This window comes from Microbacterium sp. Mcb102, from assembly GCF_024519805.1.
GTDB lineage: Bacteria > Actinomycetota > Actinomycetes > Actinomycetales > Microbacteriaceae > Microbacterium.
Genome location: NZ_JALJRG010000002.1, coordinates 306770 through 328760 on the forward strand (window position 1 = coordinate 306770; position 21991 = coordinate 328760).

26 protein-coding genes are annotated in these 21991 nt (G+C 69.5%); 19 read left to right on the top strand and 7 right to left on the bottom strand.

Going from position 1 to position 21991, the window contains the following annotated elements; translation table 11 throughout:
• Nucleotides 1-20: 20 nt before the first annotated feature.
• Entirely contained in the window at nucleotides 21-1166 is a 1146-nt protein-coding gene (locus OC372_RS07755) for a sensor histidine kinase (protein WP_105710522.1), read from the bottom strand.
• Nucleotides 1167-1392: 226 nt separating this feature from the next.
• Here OC372_RS07755 and OC372_RS07760 point away from each other — a divergent pair, with 226 nt between their 5' ends.
• The gene (locus tag OC372_RS07760; RefSeq protein WP_029261076.1) at nucleotides 1393-2049 is read left to right on the top strand and encodes a response regulator; all 657 of its coding nucleotides are present in this window, start codon (nucleotides 1393-1395) and stop codon (nucleotides 2047-2049) included.
• Here OC372_RS07760 and OC372_RS07765 read toward each other — a convergent pair whose 3' ends face one another.
• A complete protein-coding gene (locus tag OC372_RS07765) occupies nucleotides 2050-2913 on the bottom strand; it encodes an EamA family transporter (RefSeq protein ID WP_262001410.1) in 864 nt (287 codons plus the stop codon).
• Nucleotides 2914-3175: 262 nt separating this feature from the next.
• Between OC372_RS07765 and OC372_RS07770 the strand changes: the two genes are divergently transcribed.
• The 3 genes from OC372_RS07770 to OC372_RS07780 all read left to right on the top strand — a co-directional run bounded on the left by OC372_RS07770 (nucleotide 3176) and on the right by OC372_RS07780 (nucleotide 6521).
• Nucleotides 3176-4459 carry a M18 family aminopeptidase gene (locus tag OC372_RS07770; RefSeq protein ID WP_262001411.1) on the top strand — a complete coding sequence of 428 codons (1284 nt, stop codon included), beginning with the start codon at nucleotides 3176-3178 and terminating at the stop codon, nucleotides 4457-4459.
• 65 nt (nucleotides 4460-4524) lie between these two features.
• Nucleotides 4525-5967 carry a purine-cytosine permease family protein gene (locus OC372_RS07775; RefSeq protein WP_262001412.1) on the top strand — a complete coding sequence of 481 codons (1443 nt, stop codon included), beginning with the start codon at nucleotides 4525-4527 and terminating at the stop codon, nucleotides 5965-5967.
• Entirely contained in the window at nucleotides 5964-6521 is a 558-nt protein-coding gene (locus tag OC372_RS07780) for a cysteine hydrolase family protein (RefSeq protein ID WP_105710526.1), read from the top strand. The genes OC372_RS07775 and OC372_RS07780 overlap by 4 nt, the downstream gene beginning before the upstream one ends.
• A gap of 131 nt (nucleotides 6522-6652) precedes the next feature.
• On the opposite strand, the gene OC372_RS07785 is transcribed toward OC372_RS07780, so the two are convergent.
• Nucleotides 6653-7363: an MBL fold metallo-hydrolase gene (locus tag OC372_RS07785; protein WP_262001413.1), complete on the bottom strand. Its 711-nt coding sequence runs from the start codon at nucleotides 7361-7363 to the stop codon at nucleotides 6653-6655.
• Between the two features lie 81 nt (nucleotides 7364-7444).
• Between OC372_RS07785 and OC372_RS07790 the strand changes: the two genes are divergently transcribed.
• From OC372_RS07790 to OC372_RS07815, 6 genes are all read left to right on the top strand, one after another.
• Nucleotides 7445-7969 carry a TetR/AcrR family transcriptional regulator gene (locus OC372_RS07790; RefSeq protein ID WP_262001414.1) on the top strand — a complete coding sequence of 175 codons (525 nt, stop codon included), beginning with the start codon at nucleotides 7445-7447 and terminating at the stop codon, nucleotides 7967-7969.
• Nucleotides 7970-8011: 42 nt separating this feature from the next.
• A complete protein-coding gene (locus OC372_RS07795) occupies nucleotides 8012-9067 on the top strand; it encodes an alpha/beta hydrolase (protein ID WP_262001415.1) in 1056 nt (351 codons plus the stop codon).
• Between the two features lie 70 nt (nucleotides 9068-9137).
• Nucleotides 9138-9989, top strand: coding sequence for a tryptophan 2,3-dioxygenase (locus OC372_RS07800; protein ID WP_105710530.1), 852 nt, complete (start codon nucleotides 9138-9140; stop codon nucleotides 9987-9989).
• Complete coding sequence (locus OC372_RS07805) at nucleotides 9989-10942, top strand: hydrolase (protein WP_262001416.1); 954 nt, start codon at nucleotides 9989-9991, stop codon at nucleotides 10940-10942. Before OC372_RS07800 ends, OC372_RS07805 begins: the two co-directional genes overlap by 1 nt.
• 1 nt (nucleotide 10943) lies before the next feature.
• Nucleotides 10944-12182, top strand: a complete 1239-nt coding sequence (locus OC372_RS07810; RefSeq protein WP_262001417.1) for a kynureninase — start codon at nucleotides 10944-10946, stop codon at nucleotides 12180-12182.
• The gene (locus OC372_RS07815; RefSeq protein ID WP_262001418.1) at nucleotides 12172-13011 is read left to right on the top strand and encodes a PaaX family transcriptional regulator C-terminal domain-containing protein; all 840 of its coding nucleotides are present in this window, start codon (nucleotides 12172-12174) and stop codon (nucleotides 13009-13011) included. The genes OC372_RS07810 and OC372_RS07815 overlap by 11 nt, the downstream gene beginning before the upstream one ends.
• On the opposite strand, the gene OC372_RS07820 is transcribed toward OC372_RS07815, so the two are convergent.
• Nucleotides 13008-13502 carry an FBP domain-containing protein gene (locus tag OC372_RS07820; protein WP_029261064.1) on the bottom strand — a complete coding sequence of 165 codons (495 nt, stop codon included), beginning with the start codon at nucleotides 13500-13502 and terminating at the stop codon, nucleotides 13008-13010. The two genes, OC372_RS07815 and OC372_RS07820, sit on opposite strands and share 4 nt — an antisense overlap.
• 298 nt (nucleotides 13503-13800) lie before the next feature.
• Here OC372_RS07820 and OC372_RS07825 point away from each other — a divergent pair, with 298 nt between their 5' ends.
• Complete coding sequence (locus tag OC372_RS07825) at nucleotides 13801-14148, top strand: hypothetical protein (RefSeq protein ID WP_029261063.1); 348 nt, start codon at nucleotides 13801-13803, stop codon at nucleotides 14146-14148.
• Between the two features lie 40 nt (nucleotides 14149-14188).
• Here OC372_RS07825 and OC372_RS07830 read toward each other — a convergent pair whose 3' ends face one another.
• Nucleotides 14189-14566, bottom strand: a complete 378-nt coding sequence (locus tag OC372_RS07830) for a hypothetical protein (RefSeq protein WP_244175856.1) — start codon at nucleotides 14564-14566, stop codon at nucleotides 14189-14191.
• 213 nt (nucleotides 14567-14779) lie between these two features.
• On the opposite strand from OC372_RS07830, the gene OC372_RS07835 reads away from it, so the two are divergent.
• On the top strand, nucleotides 14780-14989 hold the full coding sequence (locus OC372_RS07835) for a CsbD family protein (RefSeq protein ID WP_029261061.1): 210 nt from the start codon (nucleotides 14780-14782) through the stop codon (nucleotides 14987-14989).
• Between the two features lie 78 nt (nucleotides 14990-15067).
• Here OC372_RS07835 and OC372_RS07840 read toward each other — a convergent pair whose 3' ends face one another.
• The gene (locus OC372_RS07840) at nucleotides 15068-15232 is read right to left on the bottom strand and encodes a hypothetical protein (protein WP_017201713.1); all 165 of its coding nucleotides are present in this window, start codon (nucleotides 15230-15232) and stop codon (nucleotides 15068-15070) included.
• 120 nt (nucleotides 15233-15352) lie between these two features.
• Here OC372_RS07840 and OC372_RS07845 point away from each other — a divergent pair, with 120 nt between their 5' ends.
• From OC372_RS07845 to OC372_RS07875, 7 genes are read left to right on the top strand one after another with little or no spacing between them, the layout of a single operon-like run.
• Nucleotides 15353-15619 (top strand): Rho termination factor N-terminal domain-containing protein, encoded by a 267-nt coding sequence (locus tag OC372_RS07845; RefSeq protein WP_105528701.1) that lies wholly within the window; start codon nucleotides 15353-15355, stop codon nucleotides 15617-15619.
• 8 nt (nucleotides 15620-15627) lie between these two features.
• Nucleotides 15628-16770: a YbdK family carboxylate-amine ligase gene (locus OC372_RS07850; RefSeq protein WP_262001419.1), complete on the top strand. Its 1143-nt coding sequence runs from the start codon at nucleotides 15628-15630 to the stop codon at nucleotides 16768-16770.
• 43 nt (nucleotides 16771-16813) lie between these two features.
• The gene (locus OC372_RS07855) at nucleotides 16814-18211 is read left to right on the top strand and encodes an MFS transporter (protein ID WP_262001420.1); all 1398 of its coding nucleotides are present in this window, start codon (nucleotides 16814-16816) and stop codon (nucleotides 18209-18211) included.
• A gap of 14 nt (nucleotides 18212-18225) precedes the next feature.
• Complete coding sequence (locus tag OC372_RS07860) at nucleotides 18226-19062, top strand: endo alpha-1,4 polygalactosaminidase (RefSeq protein ID WP_262001577.1); 837 nt, start codon at nucleotides 18226-18228, stop codon at nucleotides 19060-19062.
• A gap of 9 nt (nucleotides 19063-19071) precedes the next feature.
• Nucleotides 19072-19671: a DUF4352 domain-containing protein gene (locus OC372_RS07865; RefSeq protein WP_262001421.1), complete on the top strand. Its 600-nt coding sequence runs from the start codon at nucleotides 19072-19074 to the stop codon at nucleotides 19669-19671.
• A complete protein-coding gene (locus OC372_RS07870) occupies nucleotides 19668-20231 on the top strand; it encodes a hypothetical protein (RefSeq protein WP_105710537.1) in 564 nt (187 codons plus the stop codon). Before OC372_RS07865 ends, OC372_RS07870 begins: the two co-directional genes overlap by 4 nt.
• Nucleotides 20228-20713, top strand: a complete 486-nt coding sequence (locus tag OC372_RS07875) for a hypothetical protein (protein ID WP_146114816.1) — start codon at nucleotides 20228-20230, stop codon at nucleotides 20711-20713. The genes OC372_RS07870 and OC372_RS07875 overlap by 4 nt, the downstream gene beginning before the upstream one ends.
• Here the strand turns inward: OC372_RS07875 and OC372_RS07880 are convergent.
• Entirely contained in the window at nucleotides 20600-21865 is a 1266-nt protein-coding gene (locus tag OC372_RS07880) for a hypothetical protein (protein ID WP_262001422.1), read from the bottom strand. The two genes, OC372_RS07875 and OC372_RS07880, sit on opposite strands and share 114 nt — an antisense overlap.
• Between the last annotated feature and the right edge of the window lie 126 nt (nucleotides 21866-21991).

The window sequence follows — 21991 nt, forward strand, 5'->3', positions numbered from 1 at the left end:
TGCCTCCACACTCTAGAGCATCAGACGACCGGAAGTCGGGCCGACACGACCCAGAATCCGTCGACTTCGCCGGCGCTGAACTCACCGCTCGCGCCCATGACCCGCTCCGCCATCCGCCCGAGGCCCGTGCGGCTCGACGAGAGCTCGCGGCGCGGCGTGGTCGGAAGGGGGCTGCGCAACGTGAGGAAAGCGACCTCATCGTCCACGGCGAGGGTGATCTGCACCTCGCCGGGGCCGGCGTATTTGAGGATGTTCGTGGCGGATTCACGCGTGATGCGCGCGAGGACGATCTCGACGGCTCTCGGGATCCGCTCGTCCTGCGGATCACCCTCTCGGGCGACGGAGTGGCCGGCGGCTTCGAACTCCTCCGCCGCTTCGTCGATCGCGGCGGCGAGGTCGCCCGTCTGCACGCTCGACGACTGCGGACCGTCGTCGGCGAGTTCGATCACGAAGCGGAGATCGGTCATCGCCTTGCGCGCGGCGACTCGGATCGCCTCCTGCGAATCGGAACTCGTCTGGGGGTCTTCGAGCATCTGCACGTGCAGTGCGACCACCGTGAGGTGGTGCGCGATGCTGTCGTGCAGCTCACCGGCGATCCAGCGTCGCTCGGCGAGTACGGCTTGGCGCTCCTGCTCGGCGCGCGCCTCGAGTTCACGTTCGAGGCGGCTGCCACGGGCGAAAGCGAGCCGCAGGGCGAACCCGACAGCTCCAGCCACAGTGGCGAAGACGAGATAGAGGCCGATGTTGACGATCACGCCTGGTGCGGCGGCGAACGGAACGAGCGCCGCGGCGACCAGAAAACCGCCGGTGTAGGAAAGGATCAGCGAGGTCCACCCCAGTCGCATGACCAGACCGGCCGCAACTGCGGCGGCGGTCAAGACTTGGAGTTCCGATCCGGGGATGAATGAGACGGCGAACACGACGCCGAGGGCGCATGTCGCTATGAGCGGCTTCCAGAGATAGAGAGCGAACGACGCCGTCGAGGCGACGCTGACCAGAAGCGCGACCGGGTTGACACCCGGTGTGGTGAAGAAGCCGATGACGTCTGCGGCGATGGTGATCGAAACGATCACCAGAACGATGATCCGCTCGATCGCGCTGAGCTTCTCTCCTCGGTTCAGGCGGAGCGTATCCGCTGTTTCCCGGGTCGAGTGGTCAAAGGCCATGCTTCACTATCTCCTATTTGCCAACTAGATTAGTTGTGGAGACCAAAGAACTTGCCAACCTGCTGCCAGAAAGTCATAACGTTCACCTCCATTTTGTAGTCGTTCGTCGATGTCTGTATTCATCTTCTCGGCGAATCGCGGAGCGCACATCTGTCTCTCGTCTAGAGGTTTTTAGCCAAAGGTCTACATCGCCATCGCCCGTCGCCCGCGCCGTTAGGCTTCCCCCATGCAGGAAATCCGTGTCGTGATCGTCGATGACGATCCCCTGGTCCGCTCGGCGCTGTCGCACTTCGTCTCCCGCGACCCCGAGATCACCGTGATCGCCCAGGCGGAGGACGGCGTGGAAGCGATCGCCACGGTCGAACGCGAGCAGCCCGACGTCGTGATGATGGACGTGCAGATGCCCGAGATGGACGGCATCGAAGCCACCGGAGTGATCGCCGAACGCTGGCCGCACGTGCGCGTGCTCGCGGTCACCACGCTCGACGGCAGCGACACGGTGCTCCCCATGCTCAGCGCCGGCGCCTCCGGATACCTCCTCAAGGACTCGAGCGCCGAAGAGATCGTCACGGGCGTGCGCGAGGTGCACAGCGGCGCGAGCTCGCTCTCCCCGCGGATCGCGTCGATGCTGATCAAGCACGTGCGCGACTCCACCCCCGTCGCCGCGGACGCCGACGCCCTCGAACCTCTCACCGATCGCGAGACCGAGGTGCTGAACTGCCTCGCGAAGGGCATGTCCAACGCCGAGATCGCGAAGGCGCTGATCGTCTCGGAGGGGACGGTGAAGGCGCACCTCGGACGCATGATGTCGAAGTGGCACCTGCGCGACCGCGTGCAGATCCTGGTCACCGCCGCGCACGCCGGGCTCGTCAGCTTCCGCTGATCAGACCGCGAGGAGGACGATCCCCGCGACCACGACGAGCGAAGCCGCGATCCGCCAGCCCGGACGCGACTCCCGCAGCGCGAACACCCCGAACAGGCTCACCAGCACGACGCTCACCTCGCGCAGCGGCGCCACCAGCGCCACCGGGGCGATCTGGATCGCGGTCAGCACGAGGATGTACGACAGCGGCGACAGGATGCCGAAGACGAGGATCCGCCGCCACTGCGCGCGCCCGAGCGCCCAGACGGCATCCCATCGACGGCGCACCGCGAACGAGTAGAACGGCACCTGCAGCAGGCTCGTGCCGACCATGAACGCGACGGGCGAAAGGCTCCAGGTTCGCACCGCGTGCGCGTCCCAGATCGTGTAGACGGCGATCGCGACCCCGGTGAGCAGGCCGAACAGGATGCCGGGATCGATGCGCCGCGAGCCAGTGCCGGTCCCCCGATCGACCAGGCCGATCGCCACGACGCCGACGATCACGGCCGCCACCCCGATCAGCGCCACGATGGAGGGCCGCTCCCCGAGCAACAGCACCGCGACGATCACCGAGAGGAACGGCCCGGTGCCCCGTGCCGTCGCGTACACGGTGGAGAGGTTGCCCTCGCGGTAGCCGCGCTGCAGCACCGTCATGTAGGCCACGTGCAGCACGGCCGAGACGGTCACGCCCAGCGCGAAAGAGCCGAGGTCATCCGTTCCCAGACCGCCCGTGAACGGCACGACGCCGATCCACACGAGCGTGCTGCCGACCGCGCCCCACCAGAGGAACGGCGACCCCGCTCTGCTGACGCCGTGGGCGATGATGTTCCACGCGGCATGGGCGATGGCCGCCCCGAAGACGAGGACGAACGCGAGAGGGGACACGACGAGACCCTTCCGTCCGGCGCACGGCGCGACGAACAGGGTCCTCCGGGCTTTTGTCCTGTCAGATGACGGCCCTCCTACGGAGGAGGACCGTGGCGCCGCTCGGACCAGACGGGTGTGGACCCCGGAACCCTAGGCGCTATCGAGACGAGCCTAACCCTCCGGGATGAACGGCCGGGAAACGACAGCCCGCGGCAGGAAGCGGACCCGCGCATCACCCCGGCTACGCTCGAAGGACCGCTCGTCTCCAGGAAGGCCCGCCATGCCCGTCACCCCGGTCGCACTCGCCCACGCCGAGGACCTCGCCGACTTCGTCGCCGCCTCCCCGTCGAGCTATCACGCGGCGGCGGAGGTCGCTCGACGGCTGGAAGACGCCGGCTTCACGCCGCTCCGCGAGGAGGAGGCCTGGCCCGTCCAGGCGGGTGGACGCTACGTGGTCGTGCGCGACGGTGCCACGATCGCCTGGGTCGTGCCCACGGATGCCGCGGCCACCACGCCCGTGCAGATCTTCGGCGCACACACGGACTCCCCCGGCTTCAAGCTCAAGCCGCAGCCGACGACGGGTTCGCGCGGGTGGTTGCAGGCCGCCGTCGAGGTCTACGGCGGCCCGCTGCTGAACTCCTGGCTCGACCGCGAGCTGCGCCTCGCCGGACGCCTGGCGCTGGCGGACGGCCGCGTGGTGCTCGCCGACACCGGGCCGCTGCTGCGCCTCCCCCAGCTCGCGATCCACCTCGACCGGGGCGTCAACAACGGGCTCGCGCTCGACAAGCAGACCGAGACGCAGCCGGTGTGGGGACTCGGCGACCCGAGCGAGGCGGACATCCTCGCCGAGCTCGCCGCATCCGCCGATGTGTCGGCCGCCGACATCCGCGGCTACGACGTCGTGGTCGCCGACACCGCGCGGGGAGCCGTCTTCGGCAAGGACAGCGCGTTCTTCGCCTCCGGCCGCCTCGACGACCTCGCCTCGGTGCATGCCGGTGTGGTCGCACTCGCCGCGCACGAACCGGCAGCCGGTGGGCCGATCGCCGTGCTCGCCGCCTTCGATCACGAGGAGCTCGGCTCGGCGTCGCGCTCCGGCGCGGCCGGCCCGTTCCTCGAAGACGTGCTCGAGCGCCTGTACGCCGGGCTCGGGGCGGATGACTCCGAACGTCGGCAGGCGTACGCCTCGTCGTGGTGCCTGTCGAGCGACGTCGGCCACTCGGTGCACCCGAACTACGCGGCCAAGCACGACCCCGTGGTGCAGCCGGTGCTCGGCTCCGGTCCGATCCTGAAGATCAACGCGAACCAGAGGTACGCGACGGATGCCGTCGGCGCGGCATCCTGGTCGGCCTGGTGCGAGCGCGCCGGTGTGGCCGGCCAGGAGTTCGTGTCGAACAACGGCGTGCCCTGCGGATCGACGATCGGCCCGATCACCGCGACACGGCTCGGCATCCGCACGGTCGACGTCGGCATCCCGATCCTCTCGATGCACTCCGCGCGTGAGCTCGCCGGGGTCTCGGACCTGCACGACCTCACGCGCACCGCGCAGTCGTTCTTCGCGGGCTGACCCGCGGGCAGGATCTGGCTCGAGAACTCCGCCCGACCGCCTCCCGGCAGTGCCAGGATGTGACCATGACGGACATCAAGCCGGCCCTGATCGAGCGCGCGGGCATCGAGATCATCCCCGAATCCGAGCGGACCGCGAAGCCGCGCGACCTCTTCTGGCCCTGGTTCGCGGCGAACGTGTCGGTGTTCGGCATGTCGTACGGCTCTTTCGTCCTGGGCTTCGGCATCTCGTTCTGGCAGGCGACACTCGTCTCGGTCATCGGCATCGTGGTGTCGTTCCTGCTCTGCGGGCTCATCGCGATCGCCGGCAAGCGCGGTTCGGCGCCGACCATGGTCCTCTCGCGAGCGGCCTTCGGCGTGCAGGGCCAGAAGGTGCCGGGCATCGTCTCCTGGCTGACCTCGATCGGGTGGGAGACGTTCCTCGCGATCATGGCGGTGCTCGCCACGGCCACCGTGATCACGCAGCTGGGCGGCGACGGCGACAGCATCGCACTCAAGATCATCGCGACCGTGATCGTCGCGGCGCTGATCGTCACGGCATCCGTGCTCGGCTATCACACGATCATGAAACTCCAGTCGGTGCTGACGTGGATCACGGGTGTCGTCACCGTGCTCTACATCATCCTCGCGGCGCCCAGCATCGATCTCGCCGCCGTGCTCGCTCGTCCCGACGGCGGCATCGGCCAGGTGATCGGCGCCCTGGTCATGGTGATGACCGGGTTCGGGCTCGGATGGATCAACATCGCCGCCGACTGGTCGCGCTATCAGAAGCGCACGGCATCCGACGGGGCGATCGTCGCCTGGAACACGATCGGCGGGTCGGTGGCACCGGTGATCCTCGTCGTGTTCGGCCTGCTGCTCGGCGGCTCGAACGACGACCTCATGGCGGCCATCGGCGCCGATCCGATCGGTGCGCTCGCCTCGATCCTGCCGCTGTGGGTGCTCGTGCCGTTCCTGCTCACGGCTGTCCTCGCCCTCGTCTCGGGCGCGGTGCTGGGCATCTACTCCTCGGGACTCACGCTGCTCAGCCTCGGCATCCGCATCCCCCGCCCGTCCGCCGCCGCGATCGACGGGGTGATCCTCACGATCGGCACGATCTACGTGGTGTTCTTCGCGACCGACTTCCTCGGCCCGTTCCAGAGCTTCCTCATCACGCTCGGCGTGCCGCTCGCCTCGTGGGCGGGCATCCTGATCGCCGACATCCTCCGCCGGAAGAAGGACTACGACGAGGAGGCGCTGTTCGACAGCCGTGGCCGCTACGGAGCCTGGGACTGGACCTCGATCGGCACCATGGTCGTCACGAGCGTGATCGGCTGGGGTCTGGTGCTCAACGGCTTCGCCGAAGATGCGCCGTGGAACAACTGGCAGGGCTATCTGCTGTTCCTCGTCGGCGGCCCCGACGGCGCCTGGGCGTACGCCAACCTCGGAGTGTTCTTCGCGCTGGTTCTGTCGTTTCTGGTGACGTACTTCGCGCGGGCCGGCAAGATCCGGCAGCAGGAGAACGCGTGACCGCTCGGGCGCTCGACGACGCCTGGCTCGTGGTGATCGATCCGCAGGCGATCTTCGCCTCTGCGGACTCCGCCTGGGGCTCGCCGTTCTTCGCGGAGGCGCTGCCGCGCATCCGCGCTCTGGCCGCGGCATTCGGCGACCGGGTGCTGGTGACCCGGTGGATGCCGACCGCCGACCGGTCCACCTCGTGGGGCGACTACTTCGCCGCCTGGCCCTTCGCCGACCAGCCGCCGGGCGATCCGCTGTTCCAGCTCGTCCCCGAGGCGGCCGGGCTGTCACCGCATCCGACGATCGACCTGCCGACGTTCGGCAAGTGGGGTCCCGAGATCGAGGCCGTGGTCGGCCGCGGCGCTCACGTCGTGCTGGCCGGCGTCTCGACCGACTGCTGCGTCCTCTCGACGGCCTTGGCTGCGGCCGACGCGGGTGCCCACCTCACGATCGCGGCGGACGCCTGCGCCGGGTCGACGGCCGAGAACCACGCGGCCGCCCTGCAGGTGATGGGGCTGTATCCGCCGCAGATCACGATCAGCGACACGGCGACCGTCCTCGCCTGACGAAACGCCGAGCGGATGACGATCCGCCGACGAATTGACTTCGATCGATCGGCGAATCATCCGGGGTTCGGGGAATCGTCCGGGGTTCAGGGAACCATCCGGGGCTCGGGCGATCGTCCGAGGCCGGTCCCTCAGGCCGCGGCCCGCACGGCGGCGGCGATGTCGGAGGGGGAACCATGCCACGGCGCCCCGTGCCCCGGCAGCACCCACGAGGCCGTCACCGCGGTCAACCGGTCGAGCGAGGCGAGAGCCTCGGCGGGCTCGTCCGTGAACGGCGCGGGCTGCGCACCGGTCCGCCCGGTCAGCACGTGCCGCGTGGTCAGGGCATCGCCGACGAACACGGCATCCACGGCCGGAACGTGCACGGCGATGCTGCCCGGCGAGTGGCCCGGCATACCGATCACGAGAGGGGCGCCCGGCAGGTCGAGCACGTCGCCGTCGGCCACCTCGACCACCTCGGCGACGTGGTGCGTGCGCAGCGCATTCTTGCGGATTCCGTAGGCGAAGAAGCCCAGCGTGGGGCCGAACTTGGCGGGGCCCATCGGCGTCTTCGGCTTCTCCCCCGTGCGCACCCGGTGACTGTCGGCCGCGTGGATGAACACCGGGACGCCCGCCTCCTGACGGAGCCGCTCGGCGAAGCCGATGTGGTCGCTGTCGCCGTGGGTCAGGACCAGACCGCGGATGTCCGTGAGCGGACGACCGATGTCGTCGAGTTCGCGTTGAAGGTCGTGCCAGTGCCCGGGGAGGCCCGCGTCGATCAGGGTGATGCCCTCGGGCAGGTCGACGACGTACGCGGCGACGATGTCGTTGCCGATGCGGTGCAGGTGGGGTGCGAGCTTCATGGCGGGTCCTCTCGGAGTGTTTGCGATGGCTACGTTACGTAGCTATCATGGCTATTGTCAATAGCCATGCAGGAGGACGCGATGCCGACACCCGAACGCACATCCACAGCGGAGATCGTCGAGGCCGGGCGGGAGATCCTCGAGATCGCCGGCCCCGCGGGACTGACGATGCAGGCCGTTGCCGAGCGCGTGGGCGTGCGCGCCCCATCGCTGTACAAGCGGGTCCGGGACCGGGACGCGCTTCTCACCGCGGTGGCGACCGCCTCCATCGAGGCGCTCACGGCTCGACTCGAGGCCGTGGGCGACGACCTCACCGCCCTCGCCCACGCCTATCGGGCGTTCGCACACGCGCATCCGGAGGGCTTCCGGCTCATGTTCACCGTCGCTGCGCCCCACGATGCACTCGATCACTCGGCCGCGCCGCTGATCCGTGCGACAGCTGCGCTGGTCGGCGAGGACGACGCACTCGATGCCGCCCGTCTCTTCACCGCCTGGGCGACGGGCTTCCTGCAGATGGAACTCTCCGGAGCCTTCCGCCTCGGGGGTGACGTCGACCGCGCGTTCGGCTACGGCCTGCGTCGACTCCTCGCCGGGATGGCCGACTGACCCTGGCCCGGACTACTGGCACACTGATCGGTGGAGGGGTCCATGAGCATCGACGCGCACACCGAAGAACCCGCACGCCCGGCGAAGGCCCGCAAGCCGTGGCATCGGACGAAGATCGTCCTCGGCATCATCCTCGCCACGGTCGCCGTGGTCGCGATCATCGGAACGATCACGCCCTGGCCGTCAGCCATGGTCATCCGCTCCGTGTTCACCCAGGGCGGGGATGACACCGCCGCCGAGATGGAGAAGCACGTCCCCGACACGAAGCTCTCGGAGCAGAAGGATGTCGCCTACGGAGACGACGGCGCCGACACCACGATGGACGTCTTCCGCCCGGCATCCGCCGACGGCCCCCTGCCGACGGTCGTCTGGATCCACGGCGGCGCCTGGATCTCGGGCACGAAGGAGAACGTCGACCCGTACATGCGCATCCTCGCTGCCGAGGGGTACACGACCATCGCCGTGAACTACACGATCGGCCCGGAAGGCGTGTACCCGCTCGCCGTGCACCAGCTCGACGCAGCCCTGGCCTACATCGACGAGCATGCCGAGGAGCTCGGCGTCGACCCCGACCAGCTCATCCTCGCGGGCGACTCCGCGGGAGGCCAGCTCGCCAGCCAGATGGCGACGCTCATCACCAGCCCGGACTACGCCGAGATCATGGGCATCACCCCATCGCTCACGCCGGACCAACTCGTCGCGACCGTGCTCAACTGCGGCGTCTACGACCTGTCGGCTCTCGCCCAGCTCGACGGCATCGCCGGCTGGGGGTTCAAGTCGGCCATGTGGGCTTACTCGGGCACGAAGACCTGGGCAGAGGACTCGACCGGTGCCACGATGTCGACCATCGACTGGGTCACCGAGGACTTCCCGACGACCTACATCTCCGGCGGCAACGGCGATGGGCTCACCTGGCTGCAGTCGATCCCGATGGCGAAGCGCCTGGATGAGCTCGGGGTCGACGTGACGACACAGTTCTGGCCCGCACCGCACGAACCGCAGCTCCCGCACGAGTACCAGTTCCACCTCGACCTGCCGGATGCGCGGACCGCTCTGCAGAAGACGATCGACTTCCTGGACGCGAACACCACACGCTGACGGTCTCACTGCGAACCGCGCAGACATTTCACTTCTGTGACGATCGGCTCAGAAGTGATATGTTCGGCGCATGCACACCGAGAACGAACGCGCCCTCGAATCCGGGATCGTCACCGACCTTTCCGGGCGGATGACCTACGGGTCGTACCTGGCGCTGGACCAGCTGCTCACCGCGCAGCATCCGGTGAGCGACCCGCAGCACCACGACGAGATGCTGTTCATCATCCAGCACCAGACCACCGAGCTCTGGCTCAAGCAACTGCTGCACGAGCTCTCCTCCGCCCGCGAGCTGCTGGCCCGAGACGACCTGCGCGAAGCCCTCAAGCGCATCGCCCGCGTCAAGCGCATCCAGGATGTGATGACGCAGCAGTGGTCGGTGCTCGCCACCCTGACGCCCACCGAATACGCGCAGTTCCGCGGGGCGCTCGGCAACTCCTCGGGCTTCCAGTCCGTGCAGTACCGCGCGGTGGAGTTCGCCCTCGGCAACAAGAACGAGAAGATGCTGAGCGTCTTCGCCGACCACCCGGCCAACCTCGCGCTGCTCACCGCCGAGTGGGAGAAGCCCACGCTGTACGACGAGTTCCTGCGCTTCGCCGCGCGCCGCGGACTGCCCGTCCCGACCGAGATCCTCGACCGCGATGTGCGCGAGCCCTACCGTGAGACGCCGGAGCTCGTACCCGCGATCCGCGAGATCTACCAGGACCCGAGCCGGTACTGGGACCTGTACGAGGCGTGCGAGGACCTCGTCGACCTCGAGGACAACTTCCAGTTCTGGCGGTTCCGGCACCTCAAGACGGTCGCCCGCACGATCGGCATGAAGGTCGGCACCGGCGGCTCCAGCGGCGTCGGCTTCCTGCAGCGCGCCCTCGATCTGACCTTCTTCCCCGAGCTCTACACCGTGCGCACGGAGATCGGCCGCTGATGCCCGCCGCCACGTTCTTCGACGGGATCGGCTGGCGCGAGGGCGTCGTCGAGCTCGTCGACGGGCGCGTGCGGCTGCAGGATGCGGTTGCGACCACCGGACTCCCCCGCCTCGACGGTGTCGTCGTCGGCGGATTCACCGACCATCACGTGCACCTGCAACTCGTGGATCACTCCCCGCTGGCGGGCTCGCGCCTCGGCCGGGTGGTCGATCTCGGCGGGAATCCCGACGTTGTTCGGCGGCTCGCTGTTCACCAGGTCCGCATCGAGTTCGGCGGCGCCTTCCTGACCGCGCCGGGCGGCTATCCGTCGGACCGCTCCTGGGCGCCGGAGGGGTCGGTGCGGGAGATCGCCGATGCGCATGCCGCCGCCGCGGCCGTGACCGAGATGGCCGCGGCTGGAGCCTCGTGCATCAAGGTCACCAGCAACGGCACCGCCGGGCCGGTGTTCTTGGACGAGCTCCTGCGCACCATCGTCGGGCTCGCCGCCGACCGCGGGCTCCTCGTCGTTGCACATGCCGAGGGCGCAGGCGAAGCGGAGCGGGTCGTCGGTCTCGGCGCCGCCCGACTCGCGCACGCGCCCTTCACCGAACGGCTGAGCGATTCCGAGATCAGCCGGCAGGCAGCGAGCGCCTCCTGGATCTCGACCCTCGCGATCCACGACGACCCCGAGCGCGAGATCGCCATCGACAACGTCAGCCGTTTCCACGCGGCGGGTGGCACCGTGCTCTACGGCACAGATCTGGGCAACGGGCCGATGCCGGTCGACCTGAACCTGCGCGAGATCGCCGCCCTCCGCGAGGCCGGGCTCGACGACGCGGCTCTCCTGCGTGCGCTCTCTCCGGTGGACCTGCTCGACCCCGCCTCGCCCCTCCTGTTCCTCCCCGGAGGCACCCCCGCGGCCGCCGACCCGCTCGACGCCCGCCCCCTCACCCCCGCCGACCTGAAGGTGTGACATGACCGACCCCCGCGACACCGACCTGCTCGACGCCGCCCGTGCCCTCGACGCCGCCGATCCGCTGCGCGCCCACCTCGACGCGTTCGCCGAGGCTCCGGGTGTCACGGCCTACCTGGACGGCAACTCGCTCGGCCGCCCGCTGCGCGACATCCCGGAGAAGCTCGCCGCGTTCGTGCGGGAAGACTGGGGCACGCGGCTCATCCGCTCGTGGGACGAGCAGTGGATGGCGCTGCCGATGGAGCTCGGAGACCGCATCGGCCGGGTCGCGCTCGGCGCAGCCGCCGGCCAGACCGTCGTGGCCGACTCGACGAGCGTGCTGATCTACAAGCTCATGCGCGCCGCCGCATCAGCCGACCCTGACCGCACCGAGCTCGTGATCGAGGCCGGCAACTTCCCCACCGACCGATTCCTCGCCGAGGGCGTCGCCGCCGAGACGGGCATGACGCTGCGCTGGCTCGAACCCGATGCCGTGCACGGGGTGACCGTCGCCGACGTCGAGGCCGTCGTGTCGGAACGCACCGCCCTGGTCTCGCTGAGCCACGTCGACTACCGCTCCGGTGCCCTGGCGGACATGCCCGGCATCACGGCGGCGGTGCACGACGCGGGCGCGCTCATGATGTGGGACCTGTGCCATTCGGCCGGGGTGATCCCGATGCAGCTCGACGAGTGGAGCGTCGACATGGCCGTCGGGTGCACCTACAAGTACCTCAACGGCGGACCGGGCTCCCCCGCGTTCGCCTACCTGCGCCACGGACTGCAGGGCGTGCTGCGTCAGCCGATCCAGGGCTGGTGGAGCGCCGCCGACATCTTCGCCATGGGCCCGGAGTACGTGCCGTCGGGAGACATCCGTCAGCTGCTGAGCGGCACCCCGCCGGTGACGTCGATGCTCGCGATGCAGGGGATGCTCGACCTCATCGAGCAGTCCACGATCGCCGGTGTCCGGGCGAAGTCTCAGTCGCTGACCGACCTCGCGGTGCGCGCGTACGACGAGGTGCTCGCACCTCTCGGCGTGCGGCTGCTGAGCCCGCGCGACGCTGATCTCCGGGGCGGCCACGTGACGATCGGCCACCCGGACTTCCGTGACGTGACGCGACGGCTGTGGGCCGACGGCATCATCCCCGACTTCCGCTTCCCCGACGGCATCCGCCTCGGGCTCTCCCCGCTGAGCACCTCGCACGCCGAGACGATCACCGGGGTCCTGGCCGTGCGCGATGCCCTGGAGTCCGGTGACTTCTGACCTCGCCGCCGCGCCCGTGCTCGACGACATCGATGCACGCCCCGGCAGTACCGCCTCGCTGCTGCGGACACTCGTCGGAGTGTTCCTGCGCCCGCTCGGCGGCTGGATCTCGGCGGCCGACCTCGTCGCGCTCGCGGGCGACCTCGGGATCGAGGCGGGCCCCGCTCGCACCGGCATCACCCGCCTGAAACAGAAGGGGCTCCTGCTCGCGGAGCGCGACGCCGGGATCGGCTATCGCCTCAACCCGGCCGCCGTCGGGATGCTCGAGCGCGGAGACCGCCGCATCTTCGAGATGCGCGAGATGACGGATGCCGACCCCTGGTGCCTGATCTCGTTCTCGATCCCCGAGAGCGCACGCAGCATCCGCCACCAGCTGCGCCGCCGCCTGCAGTGGATCGGCGCCGGGGTCGTCTCCCCCGCGCTGTGGATCTGTCCGGGGCATCTCCAGGAGGAGGTGGAGCAGATCCTGGAAGAGCTCGACGCCCGGAGCTGGGCGACCCTGTTCCAGGCGTCCGCCCCCGCGCCGGCCGGCACGCCCGTCGAGGCTGCCGCGCAGTGGTGGGACCTCGCGGCCCTGCGCGCCGAGCACCTCGACTTCCAGGCTCAGCTCGCCGCGTTGCCGTCCGAGCCGTTCGCCGCCTACGTGCAGCTGATCGACCGCTGGCGGGTGCTGCCGTACACCGACCCCGGGCTTCCGCCGTCGATGCTGCCGGCCGACTGGCCCGGACGACGCAGCTTCGAGGAGTTCGCGCGGCTCTCCGCCGCGCTGGCCGCTCCCGCCCGCGCGCACGTGCGCGCCCGGACGACCGGACGCGCACGCGCCGTCTAGGACCTCGGCCCCGCCACCTCGGCGAGGAAGCCGGCGACGTGCTCCTGCAGACGCAGGATGCGCAGATCGCGCGCGAACTCGCGGTCGAAACCCTGGTACGCCAGCGGCGGGAGGATGCGCACGTTGCGGTTGCAGCCGAACTCGGCGCACGTGAGCACGCCGATCGAATCACCCTTGCGTCCGGCGGCACCGGCCTTGCGCGCCACGAACAACTGCACGTCGTTGCGGAGCGTGACGTCTTCGCACCAGGAGCACTGCGCCCGGGCGATCACGCGCTGCTCGGCACGCTGCAGGAACACACCGACCGGGGCGTCGTCGACCCACGTGACGACGTACGCGCGGCGGGGCATCTTCGGATCCACCCAGCCGAGGAAGTCGAGCCGATCGAAGTCGATCTCGGCGAAGCCGGGCGGGAGGGTCAGGTCGGAGACCTCCTTGCGGGAGGCGTTGAGGAAGGAGGCGCGGATGCCGCGCTCGTCGATGGGACGCATGAGAGAAGTGCTTTCGGAGTGGTCGCCCCGGAGGGCGAGTCGATCGGGGTGAGGATCCCCGGACGGATGCCGGGGTACGACGCAGCACCGGGGACGGGGGTTCCGCCTCCGGCCGGTCTTCAGCCTCTGCATGCGGCGCGGAAGGCGCCTGCAGCTCCGCTCTGCGCCCGAGGGGCGCTCATCGACGACAGCACCCCGAGAGACTACACCCGTTTGTTTCACTCCGTGTCGGCCCGCCTGGATCCGACCCGGAAGCCGACCTAGTCTTTCCGGAACGTCGATCCTGAAGGAGACCACCGTGTCCACGCCGCTGAACCGCCTTTCGCCCCTCCCGGTGCGTGAGCGTGCAGCGTGCATGTGCAGCCACGGCGACCGGTGCTCCTCGTTCGCACCCGGCCACGCGCTGCACCTGATCCAGGCGCGCATCGCCTCGGCGACACCCGCCGAGTGGGTCGACGCCCTGGTCGTGACGACGGATGCCGTCGCCGGCGACCTCGTCGTGCGCACCCTCGACGGCGAGGTCCACGAGCTGTGGAACGGATCCGGCGCGGCGCTCGAAGCAGCCCCGGGCACACCGGTCGCACTGCATGCCCGCTACGGGGTGCTCGCCGTGGGGCGCACGCAGTTCAACGTCGCCACCGTCTGACACGACCCGTCTTCGACGGGGCGCCGAGAACGATCGCGCCTCAGGCGCTCGCCATCATCATGTCCTTCATGGCCATGCAGGCATCCATGCAGGCCTGGCACGCCTGAGCGCACATGCGGCACACGTCGCTGTCGTCGGCATGCCGCATGCACTCGTCCATGCAGACCTGGCACATCGCGATGCACGCGTTGAGCATGGCCATCATCGAGGCCGGGGTCATGCCCTGCATCCGCATCATCGAGCGCATCATGGTGTTGCACATGTCGGCGCAATTCATACAGGCCGGCGAACAGTCCATCATCTGCGTCGAGCACACCGTGCACGCCTGCTCACACGCGGCACACGCATCCATGCACGCCTGCATGACGGACATGTCCATCATGCCCATGTCGGGCATCGACTCCATGTTCTTCGACATGGCGCCTATCATCATCGAGTCCATCGCTCACCGCTTCCTTCGAGGTCCGCGGGCAGGACCACCCGCCTGGCGCCAGGCTAGTCCCTCGGGGACCCCGCGTCGATGGGGCGGAGCGCTGACATGAGCGGGCCGGATTGTCAATCCCGTGGCCCGTTCCGCGCACGCGTGGAAAGGTCGGGATCAATCGAATCCGCCCTAGGAGAGGAGCAGAACATGAGTGCTGCAGATGACGTCAAGAACGCCGCCGAGAAGGCCGCAGGAAAGGTCAAAGAGGGCGTCGGCAAGCTCACCGACAACGAGCGTCTCGAGGCCGAGGGCCAGGCAGATCAGGTCAAGGCTTCGACCAAGCAGGCCGGTCAGAACGTGAAGGACGCCGCCGAGAAGACCGGCGACAGCGTGCGCGACGCGTTCGACAAGAAGTAGGACGAGAGTCCCCCGGAAACGGCAAAGAGGTGGGGCCCGCCATCGGGCGGGCCCCACCTCTTCGGGATCAGACCTCGGTCAGACCTTGCGGCTGCCGCTGATCGCTCGGATCAACCAGGCGATCACAGCGATCGCGAGGAGGACGAGTCCGACCCACAGGAGGAACTGGAGCGACTGCACCAGTCCTCCGGTGATCGCGAGGATCACTGCGACGACGATGACGATGATCAGGAGGATGTTCATCGGTCTTTCCCTTCTTTCGGGGCGCGAACGCCCGCCTGCGGTGACCCCACGCTAGCTCCCCGGAGCCATCTTCCCGAGGGGGTTGACTTCTACCCTCCGAGTGCGCGAAAGGATGAACCAATGCCAGGACGACGGAACAATTCGCTCAAGGACCCCGAGCTGTACGAAGAGCTCAGGGATGACGGGGCGTCCAAGGAGAAGGCGGCGCGCATCTCGAACGCCGCCGCGAAGGAAGGTCGCAGCGCCGTCGGGCGCCGTGGCGGAGAACACGGCGACTACGACGACTGGACCGTTCCGGAGTTGCGCAAACGCGCGAAGGAGCTGGGACTCACCGGCTACAGCGGAAAGCGGAAGTCCGAGCTGATCTCTGCCCTCAGGAATCACTGAGGCCGGGGATGACCCGCTTCGGCATCGAGGAGGAGTTCCTCTTCCTCGATGAGCACTCGCTGGTGCCCGTGGCCCTGGCCTCCGGCACGCGCGAGCGCATCACGCGGCTCCGCACCGGCGGCGAGGTCACGAAGGAGTATCTGACCTCGCAGATCGAGTGCCTCACCGAGCCCGTCTCGACCGGAGCGGATGCCGAGGCACAGCTGCGACACCTGCGCGAGCTGATCGGCTGGCATGCGCAGGAGCAGCAGGCGATCGCGGCCTCGTCGGGAACGCCGTTCGCCACGACGCGCTCTTCCGCCGTCTCCCCGTCCCCGCACTACGACGTGGTCGCCGAGCAGCTCGGCCATCTCACCCACGATCACGAGGTCAACGGCCTGCACGTGCACGTCGAGGTGCTCGACGACGAAGAGCGGGTGCGCGCACTCGACCGGGTGCGCGGCTGGTTGCCGGTGCTGCTGGCCCTCACCGGGAACAGCCCGTTCGTGGAGGGCCGCGACACCTCCTTCGCCAGCTGGCGCAGCATCCTGATCCGTCGTCTGCCCGGCTCGTGGAGCCCGCCGCACTTCCGTGACCTCACCGACTACCGCTCGGGAGTGCAGCGACTCATCGATCTGCGGGCCATCGCCGATGCCGCGTCGCTCTCCTGGGCGGTGCGCATCTCGGAGCGCTACCCGACGGTCGAGGTGCGGGTCTTCGACGCGCAGCTGACTCCGGAGGAGTCGGTGCTCGCCGCGCTGCTCAGCCGCGCGATCGTGCTGACCGACGACCAGCCTCCCGCCGCGATCGGCGCGGATGTGATCGACGCGTCGCTGTGGACCGCTGCTCGCCGCGGCATGGACGCGCGCGTGATCGACCCGACGACCGGGGAGATCGACGACGCGCGGACCGTCGCCGAGCGGATGCAGGCCGTGATCGCCCCGGCGCTTCGTGAACTCGGCGACGAGGAGTGGGCGCACGACGGGCTCGCCCGGCTGCGCACCGACGGCACCGGCGCCACTCGGCAGCGCCGCAGCGTCGAGCAGGACGGGACGGCCGGGCTCGCGCGACTCCTCCGCGCCGGAACGCCGGCACCTCACCCGGCACCAGCTGCGCCTCGACCCGATCCGCACGGGGAACGACAGGAGCCCGCGCCCGCGCCGGCAGCCTGACCGCGGCCGCCCGGGTGTCCACCGCCGGGAGTAATGTCGGCCTGTGGCCTCCTCCTTCGCCCCTCTCCAGCGGCTCGTGATCTCGATCGCCGTGCTCGCCTCGTTCGTGACGTTCCTCGACGGCACCGTCGTGAACGTCGCCCTGCCCGCGATCAGCCGCGAACTCGGCGGCGGCATCACCACTCAGCAGTGGGTGGTCGACGCGTACCTGATCACGCTGAGCGCGCTGATCCTGCTCGCCGGATCGGTGTCCGACGCCTACGGCCGCGTGCTGGTGATGCGCATCGGCCTGATCGCGTTCGGAATCGCCTCCATCGCGGTGGCCGCGGCCTTCGATCCGCTCATGCTGATCATCGCCCGGGCCGCGCAGGGTGCGGCCGGCGCGCTGCTGGTGCCGAGCTCGCTCGCGCTCATCACCGCGACCATGCGCGCCGACGTGCAGTCCCGGGCGATCGGTGTGTGGACCGCCTTCACGACCGGAGCCCAGCTCGTCGGCCCGCTGCTCGGCGGCCTGTTCGTCGACTACCTGTCCTGGCGCTTCGTCTTCCTCATCAACGTGATCCCCATCGGCATCACCCTGCTGCTGCTCGCCCGTCTGAAACTTCCGGAGCACCCGCGCGGCATCAAGGTCGACTGGTGGAGCGGTGCGCTGTGCGCGCTCGGCCTCGGCGCCGTGGTGTTCGCCCTGATCGAGCAGCCCAACATGGGATGGCAGTCCCCGGCGATCTGGATCCCCGCCGTCGTGGGCGCTGCCCTGTTCGCCCTGTTCCTGTGGCGTCAGCAGCACTCGGCGTCGCCGCTCATGCCGCTGTGGCTGTTCCGGGTGCGCGACTTCGGCTGGGGCAACCTCGCCACCCTCTTCGTGTACGCGGCGCTGTCGCTCAACGGCTTCGTCGTCGGCGTCTACCTGCAGCAGGGCGCGGGCCTCAGCGCCACGGCGGCCGGGCTCGCGAGCCTGCCGATGACGATCCTGATGATCCTGATCTCCTCCCGCGCGGGACAATGGGCCGGCCGGTGGGGGCCACGGATCTTCATGACCACCGGCCCGCTGATCATGGCGGTCGGCGCGCTCATGCTGCTGCTCGTCGGAGACGACTTCGACTACTGGTGGCAGGTGCTGCCCGCGATGATCGTGATGGGCCTCGGCCTCTCGCTCACGGTGGCGCCGCTGACCGCGGCGATCCTGGGGGCGATCGATGAGAACCACTCCGGCATCGCCTCGGCGGTGAACAACGCGATCTCCCGCGTCGCCGGTCTGCTCGTCGTCGCGATGCTCTCGACGATCGTCGGCGGCACGCTCGACCTCGACGGGTTCCACAATGCGGCCTGGGTCACGGCGGCGTTGCTCGTCGTGGGCGGCGTGGTGTCGTGGATCGGCATCCGCCGCAACCCGGCCGAACCGGCACCGGCCGACGTCGCCGCGTCCGGCGCCCCGCAGTGACCGTGCCCACGAGGATGCGCCGGGGCGTGACGCCGCTCGCCGCCGCCGTGCTGGTGCTGGCGCTCGGCGGATGCGCGGCGCCCGCCGCTCCCCCCGCGTCCGGCGAATCGTCCGCCCCCACCGCGTCGTTCAGCCTTCCGCCGTCCGGCGCGACCCCCGACTACCAGCTCGGCGGTGCGTACGAACCGGCAGCCGAGGTCGGGATCGTCGGCCGGGACCGGAGCGCGGAGCCGGCCGAGGGCGTGTACTCGATCTGCTACGTCAACGGATTCCAGACGCAGCCCGACGAACTCGACTCCTGGCCCCGCGACCTGCTGCTGCAGCGTGACGGAGAGGTGGTCTTCGACCCGGACTGGCCCGACGAGGCACTGCTCGACACGTCGACAGCCGAGCGCCGCGACCGGATCGCCGCCACGGTGATCCCGTGGATCGAGGGGTGCGCGGATGACGGCTTCGACGCCGTCGAGTTCGACAACCTCGACTCGTACACCCGGTCGGACGGGGCGCTCTCCTTCGACGACAACCTGGCGCTGGCCACGCTTTTGGTCGATTCGGCTCACAAGGCCGGCCTCGCGGCCGGGCAGAAGAACACGGCCGAGGATGCGGCGGTGCTGCACGACCAGGCCGGGTTCGACTTCGCGGTCACCGAAGAGTGCGCGGTCTACGCCGAGTGCGGCGCCTACACCGCGGTCTACGGTGATCACGTCATCGACATCGAATACGCCGACGAGCTGCCCCGCCCGTTCGCCGAGATGTGTGCGGACGACGACTCCCCGGCATCGATGGTGCTCCGCGACCGCGACCTGGTCACCCCGGCCGATGACAGCTACGTGTTCGAGACCTGTCGCTAGGCTGACGGCGTGACGAGGACAGGCACAGTGCCGCTCTGGGCCGCGGTGGTGGTGATCATCGCCCTGCTGGGCGCGTTCGTGGCATTCGGCGGCCTCGCTCCGGCGACGACGCAGCCGTTGCTCGTTCCCGTCGGCAGCGAGGTGCGCACCTCGCTGTATACCGTGACCGTGATGGACGCTGAGGTCACCGACGAGGTCGAGGAGCAGTATCTGGAGGCGGAGCCGGGTGAGACCCTGCTCATCGTCACGGTGCGACTGGAGAACCTCTCCGACCGCGCGGTCGGGGTGGAGGGCACGGCCGACCAGGTCGCCTCACGGCTGCTCTCCTCGAGCACACCGCTTCTCGAACTCTCAGGCGTGACCGTGACCGACACCGCGCGCTCCTGGCGGGCGGACGGTTCGCTGCGCGCGGTGGTGCTGCAACCCGGCGTCCCCGCCGATGTGCGCATCGCCTTCCCCGTCGCCGACGATGCGCTGGACGAGCACGAAGCCCACCTCGATGTGTACGACGCCAGGGAGCAGTCCGGCCAGGTCATCCTCTCGCCGTCGGCGATCACGTGGCGGCGGACCGACCTGATCGCCCGCACCCCCGTGGAGGTCGATCCGTGAGCGCGCGCGGCGGATGGGTTCCGTGGGTCGCGGGTGTCGCACTCGTCCTCGCGGCCGGCGTGGTGACGGCGGTTACACCGCCCGAGGATGCGCTGACCGATCCCTTCTTCACGAGGGTGGCCGTCGACGATACGGCGACTTCCCGTACCCTCATCGCCGCGGTGCAGGAGACCTCGTTCGCCGACAGATTGACGGTGGCGGACAAGTGGGAGGCTGACGGGAACTGGCTCGTGATCGAACTCGCCGTGTCCGCACCGACGACGGAGGAGGACGCCGTGATCGGCGTCGCCAGCCTCGTGGTCGACGGGCAGGTATTCCTGGCGAGCGAGCGTCCGCCGACATCGCTGCTTCGGGCCAAGCTGCGAGTGGGCACCGACACCGTCGGGACACTGGCGTTCGAGCTTCCGGAGGGCCTGCGGACCGGGAACGGAGAGCTGCGCCTCACCGGTGAGTACCCGACGCCGCGTCTCGACGACGTCATCACCTTCCCGCTCTCGCTCGATGAGGTGCCGCAGGAGACCGACAGGGAACTCGACGAGCCGCGATTGGGGGCGCCATGACCTGGTGGCGGACACAGCGCTTCGCGCTGGTGGCGCTCGTGGTGGCCGCGGCCGCCGCGATCGCTGTGCACGTCTGGTTCGATGTGCTGCCTGCCGCCCCGAAGAGCACGCAGGTGCAGGATGCGGAAGAAGGGAGGGCCGAGGTCGCCGGGCAGACACTCCGTCTGGACTCCGCCCGCTGGGATGAGTTCGAGGCACCGGCGGGATCGCGGACACTCAGCATCCGGATCGATGCCAGGGCGGAGGGCGAGTCCGCCGGATGCGGGATGTTCACCCTCGCCGAGACCGACGGCGCGCGCGTCTGGACCAACGCCCGGTCCGTGCTCGACGTGCCCTACGACGAGGGCGAGTCGGGCTGCCAGAAGGAGTCAGGCTCCTCCGTCATCCTCGCGGTGTTCCTGCTCCCCGACGACGCCGACGGGCCGTTCGTGCTCGACATCCCCGGCACCGACGAGATCGCGCGCTTCCCCATCGAACCCTGATTCGCGTGTGCCCATCCGTGCTTCCGGGCGACCCACCACGGTGTCGAAGGCGGTCGCCACGATCGCGACACGCAGCGGCTCAGCTACGGCGGCCACGGCGACGAGGAGAAGCGGGAAGAAGCCCGACCAGAACGCGGTGTCGTGCGCGCCGACGAGTTGCAGAACGCCGCGCGAGCCGACCTGCTCGGCCCACGACCACACGGCATACGCCAGTGCCGTGCAGCCGAACACGACGGGGCCGCCGCGCCAGATCAGGGCCAGTGCCGCCCACAGCCCTTCGAGGCGGAGTGCGAGGTTTCGCGCGAGGTTCGACACCGCACCAGGGGGCGCCTGCTCGATACGCCCCAGCACCGCCGGAGTCGCGTCGAAGGTCGTTCCGTAGATGACGCCGGCCACGGTCAACCATGCCGCGGGCACGACGACCGCGGCGACCACCAGTCCGACCAGCCACAGCACCGTCTCCCACAGCGTCGCCACCGGGAGCACGTGGGCTCCGAACCAGTCGCCGATGCCCTCGAACCAGGCGATGCCCGCTCGCTCGGCGATCCACTCCTTGGCCTGCGCCCACCACTGGCCCACCAGGGTGAAGAGCATGAAGGTCCAGACCACCTCGGCGTACGCGGCGAGCGCGAGCGTCCACGACGGCAGTCTCCCGCCGATCCGAGCGAGGAGCACGCGCACGACGAGCGCGATGACCAGCACGGCGACCGGCAGCACGCCCACCGCGATGAGGCCGCCGCGGTCGCCGAGCTGGGCGGCGTCGTAACTGGCGTCGCGCAGGGCGATGCCGCTCGCGATGTTGAAGAACGCCTTAATGTCGACGTCGAGCATTCCCCAGGCGGCATAGAACGCGAAGAACGGCAGGATGGCGACCAGCGTCGTCTGCGCGAACTGCCGGTAGCCCGGGCGGTGGTCGGATGCGCTGTGCGGCAGCGACCGCTGCACCGTGAGGTACATGGCGACGTACGACACCAGGCGCGCGGCCACGGCGAGCGGCAGGAGCAGGAGTCCGCCGAGCGTGGTGAGTCCGCCTACGAAACCCGCGAGCTGCACGAAGATCTCGTGAAGGGCCTCGCCGGCGAGATACCAGGCCGCCAACGCGAGACCGTGCCGTGCGAGGAGGCGCCCGAAGGTGCGCACGGCCGGGATCATGCCCCCACGGTACCGGTTCGCTGACCGCCTCTGCGGAGCGGATGTCGACACCCCGCCCGCGCCGCGGCGTGTATGCCCCGCACGCCCGTCTGCGTCAAGTCCCTGGAGCGGATGATCCACACGGGG